Genomic DNA, 24,255 nt, shown 5'->3' on the forward strand with positions numbered 1-24,255 from the left:
ACCTCCTACATTCTGTTGAAAATTGACTCATCTACAGTAACCTTGTTGTTTTTCATCTTTTCCAGCAGTTTTTTCGGTATGTATCCTGTCGCCTGGAACTTTCCATCCCGATATACAAAAATATCCTGCAGCTTTAACCGGCGCTGCTCCAGGCCCGCCACATGGGTAATATGCGTGATCTTTCTGGTTCCATCCACCATACGGGAAACATGTACAATCAGATCCAATGCTTCTGATAACTGGATCGCCTGGGCTTCCGGTGTAAATGCACTGTCTCCATACATGGAATACAGTATGGGCATTCGCGCATTGATCAGATTTGTTGGTGAATTGGCATGGACCGTAGAAAGGCTCCCCTCATGCCCGGTAGACATGGCGCTGACCATATCCACAATCGTTTCATCACGGATTTCCCCAACGATAATCCGATCAGGTCTCATACGAAGCGCATTTTTTACCAACGCTCGTACAGATACTGACATAATACCCAGCTCAGCAGATGCGATTCTTGCTTCCAACCGCCTGATATTACTGCGGTTATGCTTCAGCTCACAGCTGTCTTCAATCGTTACCACCAGCTCATTTTCCGGAATTCCAAGCAAAAGCATATTTAATAATGTAGTTTTTCCGCTGCCAGTTCCCCCTGAGACGATAGTGCTGGCTTTCCCCTCTACAGCCTTCATTAAAAAATACAGCATTTTTTCGTCCAGGCTATGGAACGCAAGATAGTCCTCCCCCGTATATGCTTTTTCCGGGAAGCGTCGTATCGTAAGTGTGGCTCCGTCTGGCGATATGGGCGGAATCGTACTGTTTACACGGGAGCCGTCTTTTAATCTTGCGTCAACCAATGGCGTGTGCAGATTAATTTGTCTCCCAACCGGCTGGATAATCCGGTTTATAACTGTCATCAGGTGCTCTTCACTTACAAATTCAGCGTCTGTCTGCTCCACAAGACCATTCCGTTCAATCGAAATATGGTTAAATCGCTGAACAATAATCTCTGTGATTTCCGGATCATGTAAAAAGGAATCAATCGGACCAAGCCCTATAATGCTGGACAATACGACTTTCTCAATTCGAGCTTTTACCGTATAGTCGTTTACCGGAATCTTAAAAATCTCCCCTTTTACATATTCTCGGATTTTTTTCTGTACATCCTCTGACAACCCCGACTTAGAGATTTCTTCTTTGAACTGTTCTGATACCGTCTGGATTACCTGATCTGCCATCTCCTGCTCCGTTGCAGTCGGATGAACAGCTACGCTTTCAACACTTCGGGCCGCGCGATTCTTTTTCTCTACATCCTTTCGGATTCTCTCTGTTAACAATGACATCTATCTTGCTCCTTTCTTCGGGAATAATTTCTGCCACAGAGTCTTTTTTGGCTCCTCCGGCTGTAGAATTTCCTCTGTTTCACTCAGTTGCTTCACCACATTCCGAAGCTGCTTTGTCATATCATGAGCAGCTGAAAAGACAACCGGACTGCCATAGTTGTTTTTCCGAACAACCAGCGGATCATGCTTAATCTTTGCCCAGCATGGATAAGCAAAACTCTCTTCCAACTCCGAAACAGCGATCCCGGTAGCCTTTGCCGACATGATATTATTGATGACCAAACGAAGTTTGCGCATATCAAAATGTACAGACTCCAGTGTATACAACATCATGTCCAGACAATGGGCACATGAGATGTCCTGTGTTACAATAAGCAGCACATAATCCGCCAATTCCATTGCCAGAAGTGTCGTATCCTTCAGGTCATTTCCCGTATCATAGAGAACAAAATCAAATCCACCGTAATCCTTCAAATTACGCATGATTACCTCCAGCTCCTCGGAACTGATATCCAGGCTTTCTGTATGTTTCTGCGGTGCCGGGAGCACATATAGCTGTGTATCCTCTTTCTGTTGAAGAAAGGCACGGATTTCATCTTTCTGATAACAGATTTCCTGCAGTTCTTCTCCATTCTTGACACGCAGCCTGATATCTTTTATCCATGTAACGATATTGACACCATTCATATCACAATCCAAAGAAGTACATACATCACCAAAACTGGTATCAAAATCCACAAGGCAGGTCTGGAATCTCCCCCGTCCATAACTGGTGAGTGCAAGACAGCAGGATAACTGAGTAGCGATTGTCGTTTTCCCCACGCCTCCCTTTGTTGAGGCAATGGCCACAACTACAGCTTGCTCCCGATAGCGTGTTGTTTCTTCTTTTGCAGACAGCAATTCTGTCTCTTTCCTTACCCGCTCATCTCTAAGGCTTAAAATAGTCTCCACTCTGCTTCTTTCGCCTTCTCCGCTGCCTTCCGTCTGTTTATACGTCTTTCCTGTATGTATAGACTCTTTCCATGCGGAAAAATCATTTCCGGTCTCAGTATCCATCTCCCTGAACTCCGCAGACTTGCCAGATGCCTCCTCGGGCAGATCATCTCCTGGATTTTCATCTGCTCTTCCGTCCGGCATTCCTACGAGCATACTCAGAAGCTGAGACGAACTATTAATCTTCCCTAAGAAGGGAATATTTCTCTCCTCAAATTTCTCGCGTCCTGCCGCTGTAATACTGTAGCCAAAGACATGGGAAGTTTTGTTCTGCTTTACAAAATCACCGGGCAGCGATTCCAGCATATTCTCACAGACAATCAGGAATTGATCCGGAGAGGCCTTACCTCTCTCCCGATATCCTGCTGGATCTGTAATTTCCGTAATCGTGCAGTCCTGTTCATCCAGCAGAGCACGCATTTTTACATCATGGATAAAGTCCGCTCGTTTATCACAAATGACATAGTGTTTCATTTTTTCACCTCATTCCCCCGCTGTCTGGTCTGCAGTTTTTTCTTCGGCTGCCGGCTGGTCTGCAGTTTGCGTTTCATTCTCTGGTTCAGCCGGAATTTCCACGGAATTCTCTGACGCTGTTTCCGCACCTACAATAAATCCGCCAGCATCATAAGATGGCTGATCCTCGATGGTGTACTGATACCCCTGCCCATTTACCAGACCGAAAGTAATCTCTCCATAACTCATGGCATGTACCAATTTCAAGGACTGCTCATGGTCTACCTCCAGCGTTACACCGGAGAGGACACCGTCTACCTTTGGTGCCGTCAGAACACGGATATTCTGCAGGATCAATGATGTCTGTCCATTTTCGTAGCTGGCATACACATTCACATAAGCACCGCTCTCTAACTCGTTTGTCACAGCAGAAAGATAGTTGCTTGGAACAGTAATCGCTATTGAACTGGGCTTCATCGCCATCTCTACCTTGCTCCCGCCATATCCGGTCAGCATACTCTTCATCAATGCGGTTCCCCTGGCTACGTCATAGCGCAGCACGCCAGCATTCTGCAACACTTCCGAATATTCTTCTGCCGTCACATACTGTTCACTGATGTCTGCCGCTTCTCCCATCTCTATGATGGTCGCATCTACTTCGATAGGCATCAGCTGCTCTTTTGTTACCTGTGTTCCCGCCGTATAATCCTCCCGAAAGACATATACCGTCCCACGCTGCGGTGCCAGAAACATATAAATCCCAGCTGCCGAGATGATACAGAGCGCAACTGCTGCTGCAAGTACCCAGAGAATCCTTTTGTTGGTTGTAATCTTCATAAATATTCGTAATCTCCTTTCATTTTTGTTTCCACTTTAAATATGAAAGAAGTTCTTTCATTTTCCATTCCACCCCTCTACGGAAAATAGGCAGAATCTCAAGGATCTGCCTATTTTGCATTTATGGTTCTCGAACCGCGACGATAATCAGCCGGGCCTCCCGCCAGTCATATGCGCAGGTTATCAATGTCAGAACCTGCGGCTCTTCTTCTGTCAATTCTTCAATCTCATACAGGCTCATCTGGCGGGCCTTTTGGATATAGTCGTCAAGAGTATGATCCTCACTGAAATTCACCTGTTGAAATGGAAACATATCCACATCAGCTTTCAGGACAGCCATAATCCGGAAAACCTCCATTCCCTCCAGTGTCTGCAGGAAAATCCGGGAGTGCGAGCGTTCATAGTCAGCGTCCAAGTATAAATCCAGATTGCCAAACTGAACGCCGGAATTCATATTGTGGCCATAAATGATCAAGTTTTCTCCTTCTGGAACTTTGCAGTTCCATTGAAAAAACAAGCTTCCGTTAATGTCCCACTCTTTTTTGTAATTTCTCCGCAAGTAATATTGAGGATCTTTCTCTGTACTTTGCATAACCGGATAATCAATCATTGTATCCGGTATCGTAATCCACGCCTGAATGTCCGGATAATCTTTCTTTAACGCGTCGAGATCCACAAGCGCGACATCTTCCGGCAGTTCCTCCGCCTTCTCTCCCTGATCCTCAGTATCTTGCTCCTCGTCCAGAAATGTATGCTTTAATTCTCTTGTCTCGCTTTGATTCTGCAGACGGTCCAATAGTAGTTGTTTGCACAGGATTCCTGCACTAATACAAAATATCAGTGCAAGAACTACCTGTAAAATTTTCAACACCTTATTCCGCATGGTCTTTTCTGCTCTTTTTTCTGCTGAGCGCAATGATAACGATTCCCAGTACAGATGCACCGCAAACACCTGCCAGTGCTAACGGAAGCAGTGGATTGTCGCCTGTCTTTGGTACAGCCGGTGTTCTGGCGTCTTTCATCTCAACCTTCTGGACTTCCATGGTATCTTCAACGACAAATGTAACCTCTTCTGCAATTTCATATCCATCCGGTGCTGCAGTTTCTTTCAGGATTAACTCTTCACCGACGGGAAGACGTTCAATCCGGTGAGGCTCTCCGTTCGTTACCCATTCTTCCAGCACATTTCCATCTTTATCGAGAATCTGAAGAGTAGCCCCCTCCAGTTCCTCCCCGGTTGTCAGATCCGTTTTAGAAATATCGACTTTCGAGATGTCATCCTCCATCTTTACTTTTTCAATGCTTCCATCTTCCTTTACGGAAAACTTAACTTCCTCTGCTGTCACATAGCCATCCGCATACGGAGCGGTCTCCTCGCGTAAAATGTAGTCTCCTTCCGGAAGTGCATATTCGATGTGTTCCGCCTCATCCGCCTTAGTCGTCCATTCCCTTACAACTTCGCCGTCTTTATCAATAATCTGAAGATGGGCGCCGTCTATCGGATCACCAGTCACGATATCTGTTTTCTGGAAATGTGTTTCTGTTGGCTGGTTTTCAATCTCCTTTTCAAGAGTAATCACCTCTTCATTCTGGTCTGCGTAATCCGCATTTATCTCCCAGATTTCTTCACATGGCAGATATCCCGGCGCTGCCTGTTCCTCTTTGACATAGTATTTTCCATGCCAGAGATCACTCTCAAATGCTGCCCTGCCATCTTCTCCGGAGACTGCCTGCTCGATAAGAGTATCTTTTTCAATTATGACTTCACCCTTGCTGTTCTCAATATCTTCTCCTGCATACAGTCCAAATACAGCTCCTGCAACAGACTCTTTCGACACAGCATCTTTCTTGAGCACGGAAATATCAATTTTCTGGCGTTCGTTTTTGTATTCCACATTCTCATAGACAACTGCGACTGTATCATTTTCTGCTGTCAGTGTGAATTCTTTCTGCTCCGGATTAAGAACAAAATGCTCGCCCGCTGTTGTCTCTTTCAGATAGTAGCTTCCAAGCGGAAGGTTATTGACCTTTGCGATCCCCTCTTCGTCTGTTATCAGAGTTGTTACAAGATCATCCTTTTCGTACCGGATGATACGGTCGCCGTTTTCATCAACTGCATTATCAGGGGAATAAATGGTATCTTTTGCGTATAATTCAAAAGCTGCACCTTCGACACCCATCTCCTCATACACAAAATCCTTGAATACTCCGGTATCCTCAGATTCTGTACCTGTCACCGCGTCTTTAATTCCTCTAAAGAACCCAGCCGCTTTCTCAAGAAGAGATTCCCCTTTGACTTCCGTCAGCTGTTCTCCAACCTTTTTGAGTGTCAGGCTGCCTACCTGCTCGTCATTGTATTGAACAACCTCGACAATATAAGCTCCTGTATCCGGATCAATCTGATGTGGCGTATCTGAATTGATTACCAGTTCAATTGCCTGCGCAGCATCCTTTTCATAGGTTCCGGAACCTGTAATCTCCAGCTTGGATACTTCTTCGCCATCATGGGTCAGACTTTCTTCATACCCCTGCCTTACATAAGAATCCGGTGCTTTGATTTCTTCAATGCGGTAATGTCCTGCTTTCAAAGGTTGCGGCAGTACAAGATATCCTTCATCATTTGTAGAAAACTCGGAAATTTTAGTTTTCTCCGGATAATTAATCACCTGCTCAACATATTCCTCTTTTTCGCAGTCCCATACTTTATAGGTTGCGGATTTTTCTAATACCGGCCGGTTGGTCTGCGCATCCTTTTTAATAATCTTCAGCAGGAATTCAAACGGACGGTCATCAAAGACTCTCCACTGCTGAGGCTCCCTGTCATCGTGATCCACCGTAACCACAAACGGATTTACCTGTTTCAGATTTTCCGGAGTTTTGGTTTCTACGCACACATATTGTCCATACGGCAGTTCCACGCTCTTTGCGTATCCCTTTTCATCTGTGATAAGTACCGGTACTTCCAATTTTTCACCGTCTTCATAATATGTTGCTACCTTCTCATCCGTAAAATCATATGCAATAAAATCTTCTGCGGTATAGCTGACGCCATTAGAAGGCTTGAGGCTGCCGTCTTTCACTTCTGACAGTTCACTGATCAAATAAACCGTAAACTCAGCACCTTTTACCAGATCTACTTCCGTCTGCTCTCCATCCTCGCTTATTTTGATGATCTGGAATGCCTGACGCATTACTTTTTCATATACAGTCAGTTCTTTCAATACAATTTCTTTTTCCTGACCTTCATAGGTTAATGTAGCGTCATATTCTGTCTTATCAAGCTGATATCCCGTTGGCGCTGTAATTTCTTTTACATACATGGCTCCCAGATACACATCCGAGAAAACAATTTCTCCGCTTTCCCCGAATGTCTTCTGCTGGATTAAACTGCCCTTTTTGTGAAGCACGCCCGTTCCATCCGGTTTCTGTATATCTTCTTTTGCATATAAGCCGTATACAGCACCTTTCAGATCTGCATCTCCCTGGCTGACAAATCCCTGTGTATCAACATCCTCCTTATTCACTGTAATCTTGCCCTTAACCGGTTTGTCCTCTGCTTCTACCTTTACGGTTGCACCAGCAGTAACTTTTACCGGATATACCGTCTTATTAATGGCATAGTTTACAGGTGCTTTAATTTCTTTCACATACACCGTTTTCAAGCCGGCGTCAAAATAATCGCTGTAAATTGTTCCGTCCTCGCCAGTTGCAGAAATCTGCGTTACCAGATCCGTGCATGCACTATCTTTATAGACACCATAAACTGCCCCGTCTAACGGATTCTTTGTTTCCGCATCTTTCTTTACGATCTGAACCCGTGCAAGGTTTAGCCACTTTACCTTAAATGATACCGGTCCCGCTGACTCTGATATAAATGCACCAATCGCCTGATTTCCTGATCCAGTGGAATCAAGTACCAATGTCTTCCAGCTTTCCCGGATTGATCCGTACAGAGATCCGCTTTCAAAATTCCCTGTCACTGTTAACGGCGCTTTCAGATAAAAGGTGTCTCCACCATATACTTTTAAGCTGCCGCCTGTTGTATTGGTCCCTTTTGTCTTGTTGTATCCTGTTACTCCCTCCGGAAGCTTAATGGATATATAGTTCCGATGGTCTCCATTTAGTTTGATATCCGGTGTTTTCTGCGTATCGCCTTCTCTGACTGCATTTACATTTGTGCTGGACAAACTCAGCTCGCCTTTTGGCGGCTCCTCCAAAGATGTAAGATGATTAATATAATCAATCACCCCCGCAGCTACAAGGTTCTCATAAGGGCAGCCTGTGAAGGCAAGATCCCCCGCATAAGCGTAAGATGCGGCAAGATGGGTATATACATATTTTTCTTCGGCTGATTTCCCGGCCAGATAGGAACCTGTTATATCCCCGGCGCCACCGTATCCATAATATAAAACCTTTTGCAATGTCTTATTGGACTCCAACACATCTGCCACATAGTCTCCCGTCGGAGGAGAGGTTTTATGGGATTCCAGGCAGTAAGCCAATTTGCCATTCACATAAAACCAGCATGTAGAGTAGCTTCCCAGATAAGACGGGTAATTGATTCGATCTCCCTGTACCAGCTGCACAGTCTCTCTTGCGCGGGTTACAAGGCCGTCCGCCGCAGACATCATAAGCACATTTCCGTTTTCGATATCTTCCTCCAGCTGCTCCAGTTCTTTTTCAGACTGCTCTGGATCAAGACTCGTAATCTCTACATCTGCTTTCTGTGTAGATTCTTCTGCAGTATTTTCCTGTTCTTTTGTTTCTGTCTGCTGTTCTTCTTTCTGCTGTTCATCCGTATGCGAATCCTCTTCTGCATCGCCACCGGTATCTTCCTTTTGCTTATCCCCGCCATTGGACTCATCGTGAGCCTGTCCCTCTGAATCGGTTAATGTAATCCTCCGCTCAATGGTGTAGATCTCACTGCCGTCTTTTGGAACGACCAGATATTTTGCATAATATGTACCCGGCTGATCCGGCTTGTATTCGCTTCCATCCTCCCCGGTTATTTCTGACAGCGTTACAGTTTCTCTTTCCTCATCAAATTGGATACCTTCCATGCAGGTTTCCGCCTTGAAGTCCTTGTCAGAAATATCCTTTGTAATATCTGTTGCTTCCACGTTTCTGTTTTTTGGTTCAATCCCGTCGCCTTCTGCTGCATATGCCACATTTGATAAGCACGGCAGGACGCCTATTGCAAACGCAAGGAAAAAAGTGGTCACTCTTTTTAGCTTCACGCTTTTCATACATGTTCTCCTTTCTTCTGCCAAACAATTTGTTCTGCCAGCCTGTTCCCACTGATCCCATTTCTATATTTGAGAACGGAACAGTCTGTTTATCTGTTTCTTTCTCCACCTCCTTTGCTATTCTTAAATATGAAAGAAGTTGAAGCTAAAAACAGATCAGTCGAATAACCCCCAGAAAAAAGGCATTAAGGCTTTTTACAAGAGACAACATGTATTTTAGATTCCCTAAAAATATGCAATTTTATTATTATACATCCCTAATCTGTCTAAAACCTGTGAGAAACCTGTCTATATCATTTAGAATTCATTAAATTTCTATAAAAATAGAAATTTTTGCAAAAAGAATGGGAACCCAGCAGCATATTGCGTTGGATTCCCTCCCTTTCAGGCAGCCATATCGTCTGTTACACCTTTGTACTCTGCCCATATCGTATCCAGAATTCTCTGAACATCTGTATGCCATCTTGGTGTGTCCGCGTGCGCCAGAACCTGATCATACATTTCACCAAAATCATTACCATAATAATCTATATAGCCATTTTTAGAATAATGAGCTATATCGAAATTCATGAGGAAATCGTAAAAGCGATTTGTCATCCTCTCCAGCTTTCCTGACTTCTTCAGTCTTCGGTATTCCTTGATAATCACGGAGTACGGATACACGGTATTTCCATTGACAAGGATTGAAGCTTTTACAGAAAACTTCTCCATAGCATCCTGAATCTGAAGCCGGACATCACCTTCCCTTTTTGTATAAAACTGAGGAATTTCTTCGTCTATATCCGAGATAGAATCCAGCATCTTTTCGGCTGCATCAATCTCCTTCTTTCCTCCTGATATACGGACACTCTTATTCCTGCTATACTCTTTAACCATCGTTATTCTCCTCTCTGCATATTCATAAGAATTCCTGGATTGATTTTCTCCATCCGTCATCAATCACTTCATAGTTAATATGCCGAAAGGACCCATAAGTAAAAATTAAAACTTAGCTGTGCCAAGGAAGCCATGCACAGCAACAGATACAGCAATATACTGGCCGCAAACGCAATGATCTTTTTGCAATCGTCACCTTTGTTTCATTGACAGTGCAGAAGCGCCTATTCTGTCAAGCCTCTTCCGTTGAATGATTTTATTATAAGGTGCGAACCTTGCCATAACCTTGCCGAAATCTTGCTTTAACCTTGCTTTGAATTATTTAAAAAAGCCCTGTGCAGTCACAGAGCTTTTGGAAAAATGATTGTAAATGTTGTACCAGCGTCTGGGACGCTGGCTGCCGTAATACTGCCATTATGGATGTTTACCAGTTCTTTTGCAATGGAAAGCCCCAGCCCGTTTCCTTTGGCAGACCGGGAATGGTCACATTGGTACATCCTCTCAAAGATGTGCGGCAGGTCCGACGGGGCAATCCCCTTTCCGTTGTCAGCAACAATGATTTTTGCCTGCTGCCCCATATCTGTTACGGTCACGGACACCTGGTTTCCCCCGCTGTGTGTAAGAATATTCTGAAGCAGATTATTGAAAACACGCGTAAAAGCGGTAGCGTCAACCCGTGTCATATACTCTGCTTCAGGAATGGCAATCTCATAACTGAAACCACTGTTTTCCAATATGGGCACCCAGTCAGCCATGATGTTCCGGGCTAATTCGTTCAGGTCGCAGACTTCAAAATGAAAAACCTGCTCTCCTGCATCCAGTTTCACCCATTCAAACAGGGCTGTCACAAACTCTTTCAAATGGTAAGCTTTTTCCGCAGCCACGTGAATATATTCTTCCTGTTCGGCTCCCGTTACCATTTTGCTTTCTACTGCTTCCAAATAGCCAACTAAAGAGGCAAGCGGGGTTTTCACATCATGGGAGAGGCTCGTCATCAGGCGCTTGTATGCCTGCTCGGACTGCTTCTGCCGGATAAGACGTGACTGGCTGTCCATGGCGATCTCGTTAATATCATAGCAGATCTGCAGGGTCAGGTCACTCTCCCGCGCCAGTACACGGCGGTTCAGGTTCCCGGCCTTTATATCTGTCAGGGCGTCTTTAATTAGAGAGAGCTGACCACGGACACGGTGCAGCTTTGTCAGCAGATATCCAATTACAGCTGCAGCAGCCACAAGAAGTAATAGCAAAAAAAGAGTCATATCCATGTCTATGCCTCCTTGTTGAACCGATATCCCACGCCCCGGACAGTCTGAATGTAAAACGGCTGTTCCGGATTTGGCTCGATTTTCTTGCGTAATTTACTGATAAAAGACATAATGTTGCTATCGTCAAAGGCGTATTCCTCTTCCCACACCTGCGTATAAATCTGTTTTTTGGTGAAGACGCGGCCCTTGTTAGACGCCAGGAACACAAGCAGGTCAAATTCTTTGCCTGTCAGTTCTATTGGGATATTTCGGACAGTCACCATCCGATTGACTTTATCTATCACCATATCTTTCAGCAGCATGGTGGCGGCTTCGCTTCCGGTCACGGGATTTAAGGTCGTATAGCGCCGGATCAGGGAATTGATACGGGCCATCAGTTCATTAATACTGAAAGGTTTTGTTAAATAGTCATCTGCACCCATGCGCAGACCGGAAATCTTGTCCTCCTCATCGCTTTTTGCTGTCAGCATCAGCACCGGAACATTACTTTTCTCACGGATTTTCTGCAGTACCTGAAAACCATCCAGATCCGGCATCATCACATCCAGGATAATCAGGGAACAGCTTTCTTTCCATTCTGCCGCCATCTCAAGCCCTTCTCTTCCGCCGTAAGCCACTAACGCAGAAAAGTTCTCTTTCTCTACGCATTTTCTCATCAGAGCACAAAGCTCCCTGTCATCATCTATAATCAGTATCGTATTCATGCATTCGCCTCTTTTCTCGGTTTGCTGATTATTTTACTTTCAGTGTTTTCGCTACAGATTAGATTTTACTTGCTTTTTCTGTAGAATTCAACTTACAGAATAAATTTTCCAAGGACGTCATTTGTTAATATGTTTTTGAAAATGCAGTTCTTATTACTAATCCGCTATAACCTATTTCATATTGCTATCGAAGAGAGATTGACGAAAGGAGTGAAAGCGGTTATGCACAAAGAGCCATAGTTTTTCAAGAAACAAAGACAAACGACAAGAATATTGTTCAATGGAGGTATTGCAGATGAAAAACAAGGTGTTTTCCCTGGCAGAACTGAGGCGAGAAGCAAAAGGACAGAAAATAAAGTTTGAAATGATCGAACGGTACGGAAAAACTGGTGAAGCTATCCCTGAACGTCTCCGGGGAATTCGAGAGGTGTCCGAAGTAAACACAGTCGGGATCAAGCTGGTCAACCAGTCTGGAGCGATAAGTGAATTATCCATCCCCAGGGCAAGCCTTATCAATTATGATGGCGACTATCTGAAAGTATACAGCCCTGGATTGCGAGAGCCAACAGATGCAGAGAAAAAGCTTCTTAGCGAATGGGAGGCAATCCAAAAGGCCAAAGAAAAACAGAATCCCTACATGAACACTTACTGGGCGAAGTATGATTTTTTCAGGAACTCCGCATTTCCCTATATGAGCGGTTTGCACACAGGCTCAAGATCTAAGAAAGAATACATCCCCTCTGAAGGTAAAGTCCGAGATCCGAACATAAAAGGAACTTGCATTCTCATATATAAAGTTCACCACGTTTAGGAAGAGCAAATATCTGAGTGTATTGAGAAGCCGGAAGTAGCATAATATACAGGGACCGTTAGAAAGAGACAAATAGTCTCGAAACGGTCCCTCTTTACATCTTAAATCATTCTCCTGTTTACTGTGTGACCACTTCTTCCGGATACACATCGTTCCGGAATCCTTTAAATACCGGTTGTCGCAGCGCCTGCTTTGTATTCGGCATATATTCTACTATACATACATGATCCTGCTTTACCCAGACAGCTCCTTGATTGCCTGCCGGGAGCAGATAAAATGGGTTACGGGACACTTCCGAAAGCTCTGCCACCGCATCCTCTGTCACGCCGGCAGTTACATGCCCTTTATAAACCAGAACGCCTTCTCTGTATTTGGCCAAAATTAAAGTAAATATATGCTTTCCTTTTCGTATATAGCCTGCCACAATGAAATCTTCATCAGCCATTCTTTTACATTTAATCCAATCCCGGCTGCGCTTTCCCATTACATATATGCTATCCTTCTTTTTTGCAACAATCCCCTCTAATTCCTGTTGTTCCGCCGCGCGATAAAGAGCCGTGCCTTTTTCTTCTATATATCTGGATACAGCAATCCTGCCCGACTCTTTCACCAATCCGGTTAAAATCTGTTTCCGCACTGTCAGCGGTTCCCATATTAATTCTTTACCATCAGCATAAATACAGTCAAAAGCAACAAAGGACGCCGGGAAACGGACGGACTCCATCTCTATTTTAAACCGTTCCGTCAGCAGCGTCCGTTTTTGTAGTGCATAGAAATCAGGCACGCCATTTTTGAGGACAACGATTTCGCCATCAAGGATGCACTTTGCAGATACGTTCTTATAAATTCCTCTTAGTTCCGGGAATTTGGCATTCAACTGAAGATTTCTCTTATTGCGAAGATCGACTGTATCTTCATTAAAATAGGCCAGGCAGCGAATGCCATCCAATTTTAGTTCATAGATACTGTTCGGATCATCAAAGGCCTCTTCCTGCCTGGCAATGAGCATAGGGCTCGCTCCCCGGGATTCAAATAAATCCGTCATGCAGTTCCCTGCTCCTTATGTGCGCCGGTAAGTTCAAGACTCTTTTGCAGCGCTTCCATAAGATCAATCACGTTCGATGGTTCTCCAGAATCCACCGCAACAATCTCCTGACCCTGTATTTTCTTCATAATCGCTTCCCTTAGACGAGCCTGGTACTCGTCCCGATAGGCGGCAGCTTCAAAGGGTTTTGTCATGTTTTGGATCAGCAGTTTTGCCATATTAAGTTCGTTCTCATCTAATTTCATCTTCGGAACGGACTTCGGCATTGACGCGATCTCATCCTCATAAAATAGTGTTTTAACGATGATCCCGTTCTTTGTAGGGTATAGAACTAACAGCTTTTCATTGGTTCCCATAACAGTTTTTGCAATTGCCACTTTCTTCTCAGCCAGAAGAGACTGGCGGAGAAGTTCATACGCCTTCTCGGCTCCGGAGTCCGGAACAGCGTAATAATCTTTTTCAAAATAAGTCATGTTAACCTCTGATATCTTGGCAAACTGAAGGATATGAATCGTTTTGTCCTTTTTTGTTTTCAGCTTCTCCAACTCCTCATTCGTCATAACCACGTATTTCCCTTTTTCATATTCATAGCCCTTGATTATGTCATCACTTGTCACTTCCGTATCACAATGTCTGCAATACTTTTTATACTGTATTCGCTGCTTGCTTTCCCGGCACAATTGATTAAAATGAATATCATTGTCCACAGTGGTTTTGTATAAACCTACCGGGATCAGAACAAGTCCCATTGATATACTGCCCTTGTGCGCAACTGCCATAACTCCACCTCTTCTGTCTTTTTCTTCTTAGTGTCCATATTTTCTATAAAACTATTCACTTGCTAACAAAGGTTTTGGAAAAGGCAGAAACATAATGGATACCGTGCATATTTTCTCTTACAATCTAAGCAATGGATATCACGTGAACAATACCTGCTGATAAGAGTGAAACAAAAAAGCCCAGCAATATTCCCTTTATACCGCCTTTAATATGAAAAAGATAATCCTTATATTCCTTATCCATATCTTCAGTGCCAGGTATTCTTAATTTTTTGCTATGACAAAAGATACCTATATCCAACACAAACACGTCAAAGAAATTAACAGCAGCAAATAGAATCAGGACATGAAAAAATGCTGTTTGGAAAGATTTAGATCCTGAAAAATAAGCAGTTGCCGCCAAAAGAATAGCGAATATCAATGCAGCAATAAGTTTCTTTATTATATGTCTCTTTTCTGTGCTTTTAATCGAATCTCTATATTGAGGCAGAGATTCCACCCTTTTTCTTATTTCCGGCGGGTATGACATTATATATTTAATGGGATTTTTATATTGCGCTGGTAATATGGTTACCGAAAAGATTAGACAAGCAATCGCGCATTCAATTGCCAAAAGCATTCTGCTCCTCCTTTACACACCTAAATTTTTTTATGACATATACTAAAATAGCGAATGATTTAAAAATCAGCTCTTCTCTCGGCTTTGACGCAGCAATTTCATTCCCAATACAAACACGAACCCTCCGAGAAGTACAAAAAATCCCCATATAATATTCCAATATGGCGAGTTCACATCAAACATCCATAACAAAAGTTCATTCCAAAAATCCAGTCCAACTGCAATTGCAAATAAATCGAACAGTACATAACTGCCGCCAAACAGATAGATCCATCTCCACCAGTAATTACTGCTCCGGTTTCTAAAAAAAGTAATTACCCCGGCAATACAAAGGATTGCCAACAGTCCCATCAATATGAAATAGAACACTCCTCTGTTTTCTAAGATACCGAGCCAGAAATCTGCATAAGTCTTTCTGTCGATCATCCCCCAGATCCTATGTAAATGAAACAAGCCGAAAAACAGAAAAAACACGGGTTCCCATGCAAATATCTTTTTTTCCATCTCATTCTCCTCCAGCTTCAAGCATTGATTTCTGTTAGTTCTAAGTCGTCAAAACGAATTCCGTATCCAGTCATCTAGGAATCTCATCTGCTCTTCCGTATGAAACCAGTGTTCTCCATTTTCCATAACAGTAAGTTCTGCGCCGATCTTCCGGCTGAAACTAAGCATAGTTTCATAAGAAGTCAAATGGTCCTTTTCTCCATATAAAATTCGTGTCGGAACATTCCATGTAACAGGGTGTTCCCTCACATAGCAAAGATATTCCCAGGATAGTGTCTCACCATAAGCTGTTTCTATCTCTCCCCGGGCGCAAAGCTCTTCTTCTGTTATGTTGGCCCACATCATCATATCAGTAATCAGTTTTTCCATATTAACGACTGGCGAAATGAACAGTGCTGTTTCAACCGGCTTGTTCTGTAAAGCAGTCATAGCAAAAAATGCCCCTATACTGTTTCCAATAACAGAAACCGTTCCATATTTTTCACTAACAGAATCAAAAAACTGCACAAATTCCCCCTCTGCCTCCCAGGGAGTTTGTGCCTTATAATCAAAACCGATGATATCCGCATCTTCAAAAAGCGGTTTGTAATGTTCTGCCTCCTTGGCAGTTCCACCTTTTCCGTGTATATAAATAATTCCTTTCTTCATTTTGTCTCCTTTCGCAAGTCCATATCTAAAAGAAAATCAACAGGCAGGCAGCATGGATAAACGCCATAGTAAATGGACCGATTGTCCGCATACGGTTTTTTATATATATTCCCGCAATCCCATCTATCATTTGTATAATCAGCATTGCCCCCGTCGCAATCAACAGCAATCGCTCAGACTGATAAATGAATGGAAGAATAGAGATTCCTACAATCGCCACACTTCTTGCAAACATATATAGAGCATTGGTCTTTTCTTGGTTCTTCCCTCTTATTACTGCATGTATAGAGAAACAAAGTCCTAAAAAAGCGCTTAATGCAGTTGTAAAAGCTGTTATGTAATATCCCATTTCACGCCCTCCTCTCAACAGCTAAATATACCGGCGGACTTTTTTCATGTACTGTTTATATGGCTCTCCAAATTTTTCCATGCACCATCTTTCTTCTGAGAGAATAATCCAGTGCGCTGAAATCTGGAATGCCAAAATGATAGCAAATAGTGCAATTGATTGTGTTAATAATGCCATGCCGATAAAACAAATAAAATATGCTATGTACATTGGATTACGTGAAAACCGATAGATCCCATTCACATTCATCCCACAATCGTCAGGAGCAGAAAAATTCACAATAGAAACAGCACATAAGATAAGTCCCAGGAAATAACAAATTATCCCCGTGTAAAATTGCAGCGAAAAATCAGCGGTCACCTTCAGGAAAATCAAGTAAATGAACATCCCTATATTAGAAATCTGGTAAATATAATATGCAATCTTTTCATTACCTTGCAATGGCGCAAAATATCCCGCGCGCCGGATCGCATTTTTATTCAAGCCTCCCAGCAGACCAAATCTCACCGCTAAAAAGGGAAGCAATAGGAAAAATCCATTCACTTTGATTCACCTCCATAGTCTAAACGCCTCCATTATACCACACAATTTCTTTGGCCGTAATATTTTATCACAGATACGAGGAAGGTGCCGCCATAAAACGTGCAGCACCTTCTTCTTTTTATCATCTCAGTATCCATATCCCTCAGATTATCAGCCAGCTACCTCTTTCAGTTTCTTTATTGCGTCTCTTTGAGCGAGTATTTCATCTAGTTCTGCATTACTGGGGGCAGCGACATTTAGTTTCGCGATTTTGACCAGCACCGGCTCTGCATCTTTATAGTCTGTACATCTCGATGACTGACAGATGAACCAGCCAATCGGAGATCTCGGCAGCCATTTCAAGATATCACGGTCCTCATATCGTTCTTCTCTTGCGATGGACCGGATCACGACTTTTACATCATCCTCTGTTTTCATTTTCCCGGCCAGAATAATTCCACTGTTGGCAATAACACTCTTTGGCAGATCCGATATTTTCTGCGTAATCGCAAATACAAAAAGTCCATAACCAGCAGACTGATCTAACACACTTTCAAATTCAGACTGTCCTCCCAGGCTGACCAGCGAGCTTCCGGAACCGGCCATATCATTTCCTACCAATACCTCATTGGCCTCCTCGATCACCAGACAAGTCTCATACTGATCTTCTGATAAGAAGCCTTCTTCATGTGCAAGTGCGAACCGGAAAAAACCTGAAACGATCGTTCCAAATATAAAATTTTTAAATGTAGATTCCAGCCCTTTACTCTCTAAAATGGTGATATCATCGTCACCTATTAACTCATCAATGCCGATCCCCTCTTCTGAACCAAACAGTCTCCTCTCTATACTGTATTCTCTTCCAAACGCAGACAGTCGGTCTAAAAGCCGGGCATAAGCATCTCTTGTGTCATTTCCGGCTCTTCCTTTGGCATTGGTCGGATCGTCAAGCATTCGTTTAAAATAGGTCATTCTCTCATAAGCTTTGGTCAGTGTCACCTGCGCCGACAAATCACTGACAACATCCGCCCAGTCAGGACGGTCACAGGCTGCGAACACGCCGGCTTCATCATATAGGCTGTATAATGTCTCTCCTAAAAGCTGTTTTCCTCTTTCCAACAGGCCGTAAGCTCTGCAGTATATCTCAATCATGGCATCAATCCATGTCTGAGGCCACACTCCATGAGGAATCTTACATACATTCAGTCTTAACGGATGGAACTGCAGGTTCCCAAGACTATTAAATTTCAATCGCTCCGGCTCTACCAAACGAGCCAGTGCCCTCCAGTCTCTCTTAGGGTCCATCACTACGATCCGCAGTCGTTTTCCGGTTTTCTTTCTCCTGACATGCGCCAATTCTGCGACAAGCCGCATAGCTGCCACTGTTTTTCCGGATCTGGAAGCTCCGCATACAAATCCGTGCATCAGCTCACTCTCTGACATTCTGTACTCATATGGTGTTTTATAGCCCTGCTCTAATGTATAGCGCTCCGCAGAAAGAACATTTCCAAGGAAGATCTCCCCTTTCATCATACTCGGTACTGAGAACTTCGGAATATCCGCCACTTCTGCGAAAATACCACCCTCAGATATTCTGGGCAGATGTGTATAAGACACATACTCGGATGGGAGCAGAACGGTTGAGTATTTATACTCTTCTACACCATGCACCCGGATTCTGGACGCATCTACAGAAAATGCAGAAAAGTGATATAGCAGGTGGCTCTGCTCCTCCGGTTCCAGGTTCATAACCTGCACTGGCGACATCATAGCATTTTCATTCTGCCAAGTGGATTTCGCCAGTGCTGATGCTGCCTCCAGAGCGTCATTATCTTCTGTTGCTATATATACGTAAGTGTAAAATGCACCCTGCCCTCTTAAAGCAGATTTAATCCTTTCATTCTGGAACTCCAACAGTTCCAGAATATCTTTTACGCCCTGATCCAGCCATTGATAACTCCTGTTATAACCAATGCTGGGCCCCAGCCCCATACTGCCGGAAGTTCCCATTGTCTTAGCCAGCGTTCTTCCTACAGATTCTCCCTGACTGTTTGATATCCCCTGGCCAGTTCCCAATGACTGTCCAACAGACCGGTTCTGCCCCCAGTTGCTTCCCTGTCCCTGGGAGTATCCCTGCGTTTCTGATACACTCTGGGACCGTCCGAACGACTGTCCCTGGGATTCACCATAGCTTTCACCGATATTTCTGGAAAGGTTGTCTGACAAAGACATTCCCTGAGATACACTTCGGTTCTGACCAACCCCAACACTTTTGCCAATTCCCTGAGACCAGCCTTCTGATGCGCTTTCACCAAATGACTGTCCCTCGCTTACACTGCTGTTTGCACCCCATCCCTGAGATACACTCTCTCCTTCTGATACACCAAAGCTCTCGCTTACGCCCCAGTTCTGGGAGGTTCCGATATTTACTCCATGGGAGACAGAGGCGCTTTGTCCGATACTCTGCGTATTTCCCACACTCTCACTGCTTCCATATCCATATCCGTGACTATAACCGATACCGCTGGAATTTGTATAACCAACCCCGGACGAGCTCCCTTCACTCAGTCCGAAACTACTGCCAGTGCTGTTGCCTACGCCACTGCTTTCTGATGAACTTTCACCACCATTAAACCCAAAACCAAACGCACCTGCATTCCAACCATTATTTCCGGATTCAGATACACCTTGATTATTGCTGTTTCCCGTGTTAAACCCGGCACTCATTCCGTTACTTACACTGCTGTTCTGGGAAAACCCAGTGGATTGGCTCTGGCTGTTCGATACATTTTCTGAAAAGCTCTCACCAATAGAATGACTCACTGAATTCCCAATCGATACCCCAGTGGACTCTCCAAAAGATTCCCCCTGACTGATTCCAAAATTTTGTGAGTTCCCTATGCTGTGCGAAGAACTGATATTGTGCCCCTGGCTTACATTGTAGGAATTTCCCTGGCTATGACTAAGTGACTCGCTGATATTCTCACCATGTGAAAAATTAATCCCCGCATTTTCTGAAAGACTTTCATTTGAACTGATTCCCTCATTTAAGCCGAGATTTTGCCCAAAACTACTCCCTATAGATTCTCCCTGCGAAATATTGTGGGATCGTGAGAAAGAGTCTGTAACAGAAGCGCCTTCCGATCTTCCAAAACTCTGGCTGATTGATTCTGACAGACTCTGTCCGACACTTTCTCCATATCCGGTACTGAAGGTTTCATTTTGTGAAAAACTGACACTGTCCGCATCTGTATACGCATGACTGCTACCCTCGCTTTGTCCTAGATTGGCAGCAAACATCATAGGCATACTCAGATTCATACTGACCGATTTCACACCTTGAAGCTGGTCGTTCCAGTTCGTCATATCATCCTGCGTCCTTAATGCCCATGCTTTTAAGGTTTCTAGGCGAACCGGGGAAGAAAGCACTTCTATCACATACTCAAAATCACTCATTCCCGAAATGATTTCTTCCATAGTTCCCTGGCTCTGGGGATTTAAGTTCTGCCCTCCAAATCCTTTATTCCCTGCATTCTCCCCTCCTTTGCTTGCTTTTGGAATCCCCCGCACTGCCGCAATATGTTCCATCCCATACATTTTTTCCCTAAGCCACTCACTCTCCTGCGCCTGCAAAACCCGCATCTCAAGTACCCGGTAGGTTCCCTGCAGCATCGAAAGAAGCCCCAGGAAATCACGGTGCGCAATCTCTTTCGCTGTATCAATGTCATATGCAACTCCCTGGACACCATAGAGGAATAACAATCCCAGCGCCACTGGACGTATAATATTACAGATTACAGTGACCAGATTATACTTGCGCTCATAGACACCACTTAACAGCTGCTCCTGCATATCCATCAAAGAGAGGGATTGTTTCGCCTCTTTTGGCAGGCGGATCACCCGGGCAAAGCATAGCGCCTTATAAAGCTTTTTCCTTTCTCCCGTATCCGGATTCATTACTTCCATCTCATAGCACAGATACTCCAGTTTTCTTTCTTCTACCGGGCAGCGCTCATCTTCTTTATATTCCGCCCATGAATCTATAATCCGTATATCATCTGCGGCAGGCTGGGCACCTCTTCCCAAGATACGCTTCAAATCATAAACAGATAACATCTCTTTCACCGTCCTTTCCCGTTCTTCGGATGTTCCTCACGAATCCCCCGGAGCTGGTCAAAGAATTTCTGTTTTGATATCTTGCGCCTGAAGAGTACGATTTTCTTCCCTTCCATAACCACAAATCCAATAGGAACCATAACAGCAACAATCCAGAGCATGTATTCCAAAAAGCCCGATAACGAAGCATTTGACGCAGCCGGCATCGCCTGGTCATAGGTTGCCGCAAGCATTTCACTGGTCGTTCCAGAAACAAGCTGTACAACTTTTTGCAGTCCAAACATTCCTAACAGATACCCCGTGATAGTCCAGTGTGTTTCCGTAATGATATTCTGCCTGTGCGATGGAAGAATAATCGCGCACACTGCCCCTGCTCCCCACATCACAGCCGTCATTGGAGCAATCAGATTTTGTCCGAACTGCCCAAACCTTGTTACAATTACAATACTCAGCACCAGAACCGCTGCCGGAAATCCTACTGCAAAAAAATAAGCTGCAAACTCTTGTGAGGACATCCCTTGTCTGTATGTGATTTTTTCCATATAATCCTGCCTCCTTTCATATGAAAGATGTAGGATATTACGGCTGTTAAATAACATAGCAAAAAAAATCAGACAGTACATACATACCGCCTGATTTTTCTTGCTCCTTTAATAGCAGAGTCTTTCCAATATTTTTCTTAAAGCACTCAACAGCTCCTTATGATTCGATTCGTATTGCTCTAAAAACGGTCTCTCCAAATCGAATTTGTAATATTTATACTGCAAAAAGCAGAAGACTGCGGCTGGCAGCCCGTCCTCCGGCACCTGGTTTAACAAACGGACGATTTCCGGCAGCTCTCTGTAATCGATTGCTGTGGCCGCCCGCTCCTCTTCCGTAAAGTACCTTTTCATCCAGTCTCTTGCCTTAAATATAATGCCTGCTTCAAAATGGTGCGGATACTCTGTACTAATATGGAACCTAAATCCTCCTGAACCAAGTGGCTCTGCGGACAAAGGGTAGGTTCGACATGCTTTCGGTTTCACAGGCTGGATCATACATCGGTTATCCTTTAGAAAGATACATGCTTGCTCATCTCCGGTTGTTTTTAACACATAGGTGACATACCCGCACGTAGCAAGAAGCACTTCCTCAGCATAGGTTGCCAGCACATCCTCCACGCATGTGATCGCAGAATCCCCTTCTTTTAAAAATTTAGTCAGCCGATATACGTCCAGACTCTCCAGCGGAACACTCTGATGTACATTCCTACAACAAGCGCCGCAGCCACAGCATTCAAATCGTATCCTTTCATTCCATTCAATGGGCCTCATATTTTTCATGTAATTTCTCCTTCTATTTTGAGTCTGAATCCTGTTCGATGTGAACTAGCACGACATACTCGATATTCTCGCAGAAGAATACCCATTCACCCAAGACAGAGTCTTCAGAAACAGCTGGTGTACAGAATTCCCTCCCCTCTTTCAGCAAAGCACATTCCGCATAGGGATAGGATGTTTCATCACAAATAACCACGTTGATTTCCACGGCAACACCATCGTCAAATGCACCTGTAAACGTAATGGTTTGACCCTCTACGAGACCATATTTTTCATAAATTTCCAGTCCTTTAAGATTAAGTATGTCTTTACACTGTTCAGCAGCTTCCAGAGAAATGTAAATATCCGTAGTTTTTGTAACTGTTTTGTCTTCATTAAAGGTCTCCCCCGTAATCTCCTTTTCATCGGGCTCTTGCAGCCATATAAAGAATTCCGCTGAGTTCAAAATATCCCTCACATCCTGCCTGTTTTCAAAATCTTTCTCTTTACAAAACGCCGTCATTGCTTCCAGAATATTTTCTTTTGCAAAAAGCAGTTCTGTCACATATTCCGGAAAGCAAATTTCAGAAATGCCTTCTGCAATCGCCGTTCTGACTGCAATCTCTTTATAAACTGCTTCTCTTCTGTTTTCTTTCTCCTGCTCTGATCGTCGATAAAGCACAGACTTTAAATAGGCCTCAAACTCCTGATCCACACAATCTATTAATTCCCGGTGGATATGACGTTTTTCTTTCGGCAATATGGCATATCGGCTGTGGCACTGTCCGTCCCCCATGAACAGCCGGTAAATATAGCCTGCGATGAACTGCATCCGGTCAAATTCCTCGGTAGATTCTTCCAACGATTTACCTGTGACAAAATGCACGATACGACGTTCCCTTGCTTCCTCGTCATACGTCATAATATCGATATCCAGATAAATTCCCTCATTACTTCCCCATCTTGTATAACACATCAAGTCATATACAGCCGGCAGCGCTTCCTTTTTAAGATGACTATTCATAAGCAAGTACTCAGGCGGAAGCAGCCCTTCCGCCTCCAGTATTGCTTTTAAATCTTTAAAAACATCCACTGCCCTTCTTTGTCCGGCATATCGAACCTTGCCTTTCATGTCTTCTACTGGTTCCCACATTTCCATCTCGATTCTACTCATTTTGGTTTCCTCCATTTACAGTACAAATTTCCATTTTCAGTTTCATAACATCTGCTATTTTCATTCCTCCTCTCCGTCACCTGCTATTCTTACTGAATATGAAATTTTCTTATTATGATAAAGATAGAAGAAATCCCCCTGGCCAATCATGTATGACAGGTCAGGGGGCTCAGATAAAACAGCATTTACACTATATGCTCAACCATGAAATTTTCAAAATCATCGTAGGAAATCAAATTCTCCAATTTCCCATGGTTATATATATCAAGTAGAGTTGCGTCACATTTACCCGTGTCTGCGTCCACTTTGAATATAAAACACCATGTTGTGAAAAATGAACGGATCAGTTCCTGTTCCCTCTTATCATTCCACCCATTTTCGATTGCAAAATTAATGATGAATTCTACAAATTGTTTGCTATTCATGGCAGGTTCCTCCCTTTCTTCTTTTACTTTTCATACTGAATATGAGGCTTTCTAGGTCCTGTAAAAAAAGGTCAGAGAATATTCTGCTCCTCTCTGATAACAGTGGATTTTTTCTCCCGCCAGCTTAGGATCATCATGCAAATACAGCTCCCGCATATGATTAGAAACCAGCTGTTATTCATTAGGATGTACTTCAAATTATTGATCCCGTTTATATGGAAAGCCACAAAGGAATCCCAGATAATATTGTTCATAAG

At 43.7% G+C, this 24,255-nt stretch carries 22 protein-coding genes; 1 reads left to right on the forward strand and 21 read right to left on the reverse strand.

Features of this window, described 5'->3' with window-relative positions; all coding sequences use genetic code 11:
• Nucleotides 1-5: 5 nt before the first annotated feature.
• From B5F53_RS16895 to B5F53_RS16930, 8 genes are all read right to left on the reverse strand, one after another.
• A complete protein-coding gene (locus tag B5F53_RS16895; protein ID WP_087225924.1) occupies nucleotides 6-1,334 on the reverse strand; it encodes a CpaF family protein in 1,329 nt (442 codons plus the stop codon).
• Nucleotides 1,335-2,801 (reverse strand): AAA family ATPase, encoded by a 1,467-nt coding sequence (locus B5F53_RS16900; RefSeq protein ID WP_087225927.1) that lies wholly within the window; start codon nucleotides 2,799-2,801, stop codon nucleotides 1,335-1,337.
• A 9-nt stretch (nucleotides 2,802-2,810) separates the two neighbouring features.
• Complete coding sequence (locus B5F53_RS16905; protein ID WP_087225930.1) at nucleotides 2,811-3,617, reverse strand: RcpC/CpaB family pilus assembly protein; 807 nt, start codon at nucleotides 3,615-3,617, stop codon at nucleotides 2,811-2,813.
• A gap of 121 nt (nucleotides 3,618-3,738) precedes the next feature.
• Nucleotides 3,739-4,500 carry a class B sortase gene (locus tag B5F53_RS16910; protein WP_087225933.1) on the reverse strand — a complete coding sequence of 254 codons (762 nt, stop codon included), beginning with the start codon at nucleotides 4,498-4,500 and terminating at the stop codon, nucleotides 3,739-3,741.
• Nucleotides 4,490-8,863 carry a SpaA isopeptide-forming pilin-related protein gene (locus B5F53_RS16915; RefSeq protein WP_087225937.1) on the reverse strand — a complete coding sequence of 1,458 codons (4,374 nt, stop codon included), beginning with the start codon at nucleotides 8,861-8,863 and terminating at the stop codon, nucleotides 4,490-4,492. Before B5F53_RS16915 ends, B5F53_RS16910 begins: the two co-directional genes overlap by 11 nt.
• A 384-nt stretch (nucleotides 8,864-9,247) precedes the next feature.
• A complete protein-coding gene (locus tag B5F53_RS16920) occupies nucleotides 9,248-9,739 on the reverse strand; it encodes a hypothetical protein (protein WP_087225940.1) in 492 nt (163 codons plus the stop codon).
• Nucleotides 9,740-10,080: 341 nt separating this feature from the next.
• Complete coding sequence (locus tag B5F53_RS16925; protein WP_087225943.1) at nucleotides 10,081-11,004, reverse strand: sensor histidine kinase; 924 nt, start codon at nucleotides 11,002-11,004, stop codon at nucleotides 10,081-10,083.
• Between the two features lie 2 nt (nucleotides 11,005-11,006).
• The gene (locus B5F53_RS16930) at nucleotides 11,007-11,708 is read right to left on the reverse strand and encodes a response regulator transcription factor (RefSeq protein WP_087225946.1); all 702 of its coding nucleotides are present in this window, start codon (nucleotides 11,706-11,708) and stop codon (nucleotides 11,007-11,009) included.
• 295 nt (nucleotides 11,709-12,003) lie between these two features.
• On the opposite strand from B5F53_RS16930, the gene B5F53_RS16935 reads away from it, so the two are divergent.
• Entirely contained in the window at nucleotides 12,004-12,519 is a 516-nt protein-coding gene (locus B5F53_RS16935) for a hypothetical protein (RefSeq protein ID WP_087225949.1), read from the forward strand.
• A 118-nt stretch (nucleotides 12,520-12,637) separates the two neighbouring features.
• On the opposite strand, the gene B5F53_RS16940 is transcribed toward B5F53_RS16935, so the two are convergent.
• The 13 genes from B5F53_RS16940 to B5F53_RS17000 form a co-directional block, all read right to left on the reverse strand.
• Nucleotides 12,638-13,564 (reverse strand): ATP-dependent DNA ligase, encoded by a 927-nt coding sequence (locus B5F53_RS16940; RefSeq protein ID WP_087225952.1) that lies wholly within the window; start codon nucleotides 13,562-13,564, stop codon nucleotides 12,638-12,640.
• A complete protein-coding gene (gene ku, locus B5F53_RS16945) occupies nucleotides 13,561-14,343 on the reverse strand; it encodes a non-homologous end joining protein Ku (RefSeq protein WP_087225955.1) in 783 nt (260 codons plus the stop codon). Before ku ends, B5F53_RS16940 begins: the two co-directional genes overlap by 4 nt.
• Before the next feature lie 124 nt (nucleotides 14,344-14,467).
• Nucleotides 14,468-14,962, reverse strand: a complete 495-nt coding sequence (locus B5F53_RS20160; protein WP_204246954.1) for a hypothetical protein — start codon at nucleotides 14,960-14,962, stop codon at nucleotides 14,468-14,470.
• 66 nt (nucleotides 14,963-15,028) lie between these two features.
• Complete coding sequence (locus tag B5F53_RS16955) at nucleotides 15,029-15,466, reverse strand: hypothetical protein (protein ID WP_087225958.1); 438 nt, start codon at nucleotides 15,464-15,466, stop codon at nucleotides 15,029-15,031.
• Nucleotides 15,467-15,514: 48 nt separating this feature from the next.
• On the reverse strand, nucleotides 15,515-16,114 hold the full coding sequence (locus B5F53_RS16960; RefSeq protein WP_087225961.1) for an alpha/beta hydrolase: 600 nt from the start codon (nucleotides 16,112-16,114) through the stop codon (nucleotides 15,515-15,517).
• A 25-nt stretch (nucleotides 16,115-16,139) separates the two neighbouring features.
• Complete coding sequence (locus B5F53_RS16965) at nucleotides 16,140-16,463, reverse strand: hypothetical protein (RefSeq protein ID WP_087225964.1); 324 nt, start codon at nucleotides 16,461-16,463, stop codon at nucleotides 16,140-16,142.
• Nucleotides 16,464-16,484: 21 nt separating this feature from the next.
• Nucleotides 16,485-17,006, reverse strand: coding sequence for a methyltransferase family protein (locus B5F53_RS16970; RefSeq protein WP_087225968.1), 522 nt, complete (start codon nucleotides 17,004-17,006; stop codon nucleotides 16,485-16,487).
• Nucleotides 17,007-17,156: 150 nt separating this feature from the next.
• Nucleotides 17,157-21,101, reverse strand: coding sequence for a serine-rich protein (locus tag B5F53_RS16975; protein WP_242970358.1), 3,945 nt, complete (start codon nucleotides 21,099-21,101; stop codon nucleotides 17,157-17,159).
• Between the two features lie 5 nt (nucleotides 21,102-21,106).
• A complete protein-coding gene (locus B5F53_RS16980) occupies nucleotides 21,107-21,643 on the reverse strand; it encodes a hypothetical protein (protein WP_087225974.1) in 537 nt (178 codons plus the stop codon).
• 108 nt (nucleotides 21,644-21,751) lie between these two features.
• Nucleotides 21,752-22,423 (reverse strand): YkgJ family cysteine cluster protein, encoded by a 672-nt coding sequence (locus tag B5F53_RS16985; protein ID WP_087225977.1) that lies wholly within the window; start codon nucleotides 22,421-22,423, stop codon nucleotides 21,752-21,754.
• Nucleotides 22,424-22,436: 13 nt separating this feature from the next.
• On the reverse strand, nucleotides 22,437-23,573 hold the full coding sequence (locus tag B5F53_RS16990; RefSeq protein ID WP_087225980.1) for a hypothetical protein: 1,137 nt from the start codon (nucleotides 23,571-23,573) through the stop codon (nucleotides 22,437-22,439).
• Between the two features lie 185 nt (nucleotides 23,574-23,758).
• Nucleotides 23,759-23,998, reverse strand: coding sequence for a hypothetical protein (locus B5F53_RS16995; RefSeq protein ID WP_087225983.1), 240 nt, complete (start codon nucleotides 23,996-23,998; stop codon nucleotides 23,759-23,761).
• 71 nt (nucleotides 23,999-24,069) lie between these two features.
• On the reverse strand, nucleotides 24,070-24,252 hold the full coding sequence (locus B5F53_RS17000) for a hypothetical protein (protein ID WP_087225986.1): 183 nt from the start codon (nucleotides 24,250-24,252) through the stop codon (nucleotides 24,070-24,072).
• Nucleotides 24,253-24,255 lie beyond the last annotated feature (3 nt).

Origin of the sequence: Blautia sp. An249 (genome assembly GCF_002159835.1) — a bacterium.
Taxonomy (GTDB): Bacteria; Bacillota; Clostridia; order Lachnospirales; family Lachnospiraceae; genus Blautia_A; species Blautia_A avistercoris.